The organism is Caulobacter sp. (genome assembly GCF_049283275.1).
GTDB lineage: Bacteria > Pseudomonadota > Alphaproteobacteria > Caulobacterales > Caulobacteraceae > Caulobacter.
The window spans coordinates 1-4,808 of the sequence record NZ_JBAPVS010000308.1 but is presented as its reverse complement, the minus strand read 5'-3'; the positions used below and the strand labels follow the sequence as shown (position 1 = coordinate 4,808).

2 protein-coding genes are annotated in these 4,808 nt (G+C 68.3%); one reads left to right on the top strand and one right to left on the bottom strand.

The genetic code is table 11. The features are described 5' to 3' along the window. Positions 1 to 628: 628 nt before the first annotated feature. Entirely contained in the window at positions 629 to 3,181 is a 2,553-nt protein-coding gene (locus tag WAL33_RS17490) for a glycoside hydrolase family 9 protein (protein WP_422182797.1), read from the top strand. 137 nt (positions 3,182 to 3,318) lie between these two features. Here the strand turns inward: WAL33_RS17490 and WAL33_RS17485 are convergent. After that, positions 3,319 to 4,808: carboxylesterase/lipase family protein (locus WAL33_RS17485; RefSeq protein ID WP_422182796.1), on the bottom strand; the 1,490-nt coding region annotated here is incomplete at its 5' end.

The window sequence follows — 4,808 nt, the reverse complement described above, 5'->3', positions numbered from 1 at the left end:
TCATAGCCGTTTCCCCACGCAGGCGCCTCGAAATGAAGGCTGCTTTTCTTGTTTCAGTGTCGACATCTCATCCGGCGATTTTTGCGATTTTCGCCAAAAATGACCGGACGGCATCAACTGCGTTAGCGGTAACATCAGTATGCGAAGCCGGTCAAGCGACCGGAAACTGTTTTTGACAGCGCTGTACCAGGTCTTTTATCGAACAAATCACCCCAAACCCAGACAAATAAGCCAATTGCCGCTTTTTTGACGCAAACGCCTTTTTCTTCGGGTGGGCCGACTGTTGCAACCTCGACACAGGGGCGGACGGGAAACACCGATGACACAAGGTTGCAAGCGTCACCGTTAGAGGCCGCGGGGCGTGCTGGCCGACGACGATTCGCGCCGGGTCGACGGGCGCGCGGCGCATTCCAGGTCCGTTGCCGCGGCCAGGAAGGGCGTTACCGCTATCATTAGGCATTGTGGACCGGCGCTCTCCCCACTCCCCTGCATCGCCTCACCCTCGCGGCCGCCGCGTCTCGCCGCGCCGTCTGAAAAATGGGAGCGGTACCAAAAGTGCGTTGACGCTCGCCTCGCCAGACGGGAAAGCTGCCGCCACCTGGAGAGACATCCAGGACGGAGGAACACCATGGAAGTCCTGACGCGGTCCCTGAAGGCCGTCGCCCTGGCCGCGAGCCTGATGGCCGGCGCCGCGCCCGCCGCCTTTGCGCAAACCACGACTCAGCCGGCGGCCCAAGGCCCCGTCCCGCCTTCGGCCGCCGCGCTCAAGCTCAACGCTAAGGGCTATCTGGAGACCCGGGGGCTGAACGTCCTGGTGTTCAGCAACGGCTCCGAGGACCTGTTCAACGACGCCAAGATGAGCGGGGTCGAGCTGATCCAGCATGGGGTGCGCACCGTCACCAACGGCGACGTGCGGCTCAGCCCCACGCCCGGCCAGTGGGACCCGATGGCCAAGCTGATCGAGCGCAAGGTCGATCCGGTCAGCGGTGTGATCACCGCGACCCTGGAGTTCGTCGGCCAGGACTTCCGCTACACCCTCCGCGTCGAGCCGCGCGGCCAGGCCTTCGTGCTGAGCGTCGAGCTCGACAAGCCCCTGCCCGCCGCCCTTGAGGGCAAGGCCGGGCTCAATCTCGAGGTCCTGCCCTCGGCCTATTTCCGCAAGACCTTCCTGGCCGACGGCAAGCCGGGCGGCTTCCCGCTGTATCCCAGCGGCCCGATGGCCGCGGCGAGCGGTCCGGATGGCCGGGCCGAGCCCCTGCCCCTGGTCACGGCCGGCCGCTTCGTGCTGGCGCCGGAGGATCCCACGCGCCGGATCACCATCGCCAGCACGGCCGGCGGGCCGGTGTCGCTGTATGACGGCCGCAACCAGGCCCAGAACGGCTGGTACGTGCTGCGCGCGCCCATCCCCGCCGGCAAGACCGGCCGGGTGGTGGCATGGACCGTGTCGGCCAACGCCCTGCCCGACTGGGTCCGCCCGCCGTCGATCGCGCACTCGCAACTGGGCTATGCGCCCAGCCAGAACAAGGTGGCGATCATCGAGCGCGACCCGGCCGATCCGCCCAAGGCTCGGGCCAGCCTGCTGCGGGTGAGCGAGACCGGTGCCTTCACCCCGGTGCTGACCGCGCCGCTCGGCGCCTGGACGCCCTGGCTGCGCTACGCCTACGCCCCGTTCGACTTTTCGTCCGTGAAGACGCCGGGGCTCTATGTGGTGGACTATGCCGGCAAGCGCACCGCGCCGTTCCGGATCGATCCGTCGCTCTATGACGACGCCTGGCATCCGACCCTGGACGTCTATTTCCCGGTCGCCATGGACCACATGTTCGTCAACGAGGCCTATCGGGTCTGGCACGGCGACAGCCACCGCGACGACGCCCTTCAGGCCCCGTTGAACCACGAACACATCGACCTCTACCGGCAGGGCCCGACCACCGACACGCCGTTCAAGCCGATGGAGCACATCCCCGGCCTCAATGTCGGCGGCTGGTTCGACGCGGGCGATTTCGACATCCGCACCCAGACCCACTACGCGGTCGTGCGCACCCTGGTCGACACCTGGGAGCAGTTCCGCCTGACCCGCGACGAGACTTCCGTCGACCAGAAGCGCCGGCACGTCGAGATCCACGTCCCCGACGGGACGCCCGACATCCTGCAGCAGATCGAGCACGGCACGCTGCAACTGCTGGCCCAGCACAAGGCCGTGGGCCACGCGATCCACGGCATCGTCGAGCCCGACGTCGAGCAGTACACCCACCTGGGCGACGCGGTGACCAAGACCGACGGCCTGGTCTATGACGCCGCCCTCGGCCCCGATGAAACCAAGGGCGGCCGCAGCGGGGTCAAGGACGACCGCTGGGCCTTCACCAGCAAGTCGACACCGCTGAACTACGGCTCGATCGCCGCCCTGGCGGCCGCCAGCCGGGCCCTGCGCGGCTATCGCGACGCGCTCGCCGACGACAGCCTGGCCACCGCCCAGCGGGTCTGGGACGAGGAGCACGCCCACGCCCCCGACCTCTTCCACCACGGCAACACCACCGGCGGCGACATCGTCGACGAGGAGTTCAGCGCCGCGGTCGAGCTGCTGATCGCCACCAAGGATCCGAAATACGCCGCCAGGATCGACGAGCTCTGGCCCAAGGTCGAGGCTCGCTTCATCCAGAACGCCGACCTGGCGGCCCGGGCGGTCCCGTTCATGCCGCCGGCCTTCAAGTCGCGGATGGAGCCGGCGGTGCGCGCCTACAAGGCCCAGAGCGACAAGCTGGCGACCGAGAACCCGTTCGGCGTGCCGATCGCCATGGGCGGCTGGGCCGGCAGCGGCGGCGTCGCCGAATTCGGCCTGACCCATTGGGCCCTGCACAAGGCCTTCCCCCAGATCATCGACGGCGAGGCGGTCTTCCGGTCCCTGAACTATCTGTACGGGACCCATCCGGGCTCGGACATCTCGCTGGTCTCGGCCGTGGGCACGGTCTCGAAGGAAGTCGCCTACGGTAACAACCGCGCCGACTTCAGCTTCATCGCCGGCGGCGTCGTGCCCGGCGAGCTGATCGTCAAGCCGGACTTCCCCGAGAACAAGGAGGACTGGCCGTTCTTCTGGGGCGAGAACGAATACGTGATCAATGTCGGCGCCAGCTACATCCAGCTGGTCAACGCCGCGGCGGCGTTGAGCAAGGAGAAGGGACGGTAGCGCCGAACGCCATCCCAAAACTTGTCATCCTGGGCGTAGCGAAGCGAAGGCCCGGGACCGACGCCTGAGCTCAGCACTTCGGGTCGGTCCCGGATCTTCGCGCGACGCGCTTGTCCGGGATGACAGATTTTGGTGGATCACCCCGCCGTCACCGGATCCAGCTTCGCCCACAGCTTCCGCTCCGCCCCGAACCGGTCCGGGACCACGCTGCACTTCACGTCCAGCACCATGGTCTGCCGCGTCTTCAGGTCATAGGCCGGCCACGCCGGCTGCCCCGGCGCCGAGGGCTTTCCCGTCCGCGCGAAATTGGCCCACATGGTGCTGATGTTGCGCGCCGCCTCGAAGCGGTCGGCGCGGTCGCCGGCCAGGGTGGTGGGCGAGGCGACGGTGTTGAACACCAGCGGGATGTCGCTGGCGTGCATGGCCCCCAGCTCGATGTCGGTCCCGTCCATCTTGCGGTTGGAGCGGTAGGCGATGTTGTAGACATAGACCGGCGCCTTGCCCTGCGCGGCCTTGCGCTCGGCGGTGACCACCGAGCCCGAACCCATGGCGTAGTAGCTGGCGGCCGCCAGATAGATGTCGCTGGGCGTCGCGCCGGGGCGGTCGGACCGGTAGGTGTCGATCAGGGCCTGGCCCCGGTCGCCGAACTTGCCCGAGAGCCGCGCCTTCAGCCCCGTCTCGTCCAGCCGGAACGCCTCGACGTCCTTGTTCTGCCAGGCGAAGAACGCCGCCTCGCTGTCCATCCAGCCGATCATCAGCGGCTTGTCGGCGGCGCTGGCCGGGGCGGTCGAGTCGAACGGATGATGCGGCAGCAGGTCGCCGTCGACGATCGGGCCATAGGTGCCGGGCGTCAGCGACTGGATGCCCCGCCAGCCGCCGCTGTCGCTCTTGACCTTGGCGTTCATCGCCTTCTGGGCGGCCAGGATCTGGGGCGCGGGCACGTCCAGCACCTTGCGCCAGTCGGCCGGGGCGATGCCCAGCTGATCGAGGAACATCCGCGTCGTCTGGGCGGCGACCTCCGGGGTCGTCACCCGCACGACCGGGCCGCTCTGGATGATGGCCTTGGAGAACAGCGGCGCGACCGAGGGCATGGCGTAGAGGCACGAGGTCTTTGCCCCGCCGCCGGACTCGCCGAAGATCGTCACATTGGCCGGATCCCCGCCGAACGCCTCGATGTTGCGGGCCACCCACTTCAGGGCCAGCACGATGTCCGACAGGCCCTGATTGCCCGAGCCGGCGTATTCGGTCCCGCCCAGTTCGCCCAGATACAGATAGCCCAGCACGCCCAGGCGATGGTTGGTGGCCACCACCACCACGTCGTGCTCGCGGGCCAGCATCGCGCCGTCCTGGGCCGAGCTGCCGCCCGAGCCGGTCGTGTAGCCGCCGCCATGGCTGTAGACCATCACCGGCTTGCCCTTCGCCCCGCCGGCCGGGGTCCACAGGTTCAGCACCAGGCAGTCCTCGCCGGGTGGGGGCTCGTTGACGCCGTAGACGGTGGTCGGGTCCTGCAGCGAGGGCGTGCCCAGCCGGGTGGCGTCGCGCACGCCGGTCCAGGGGGCGACCGGCTTGGCCGGCTTGAAGCGGCCGGCGCCCGAGACGCTGGCCCCGTACGGCACGCCCTTGTAGG

What these genes read in the sequence shown, in the direction of transcription:
- WAL33_RS17490 (WP_422182797.1), top strand. Translation starts at nt 629, where the DNA reads ATGGAAGTCCTGACGCGGTCCCTGAAGGCCGTCGCCCTGGCCGCGAGC.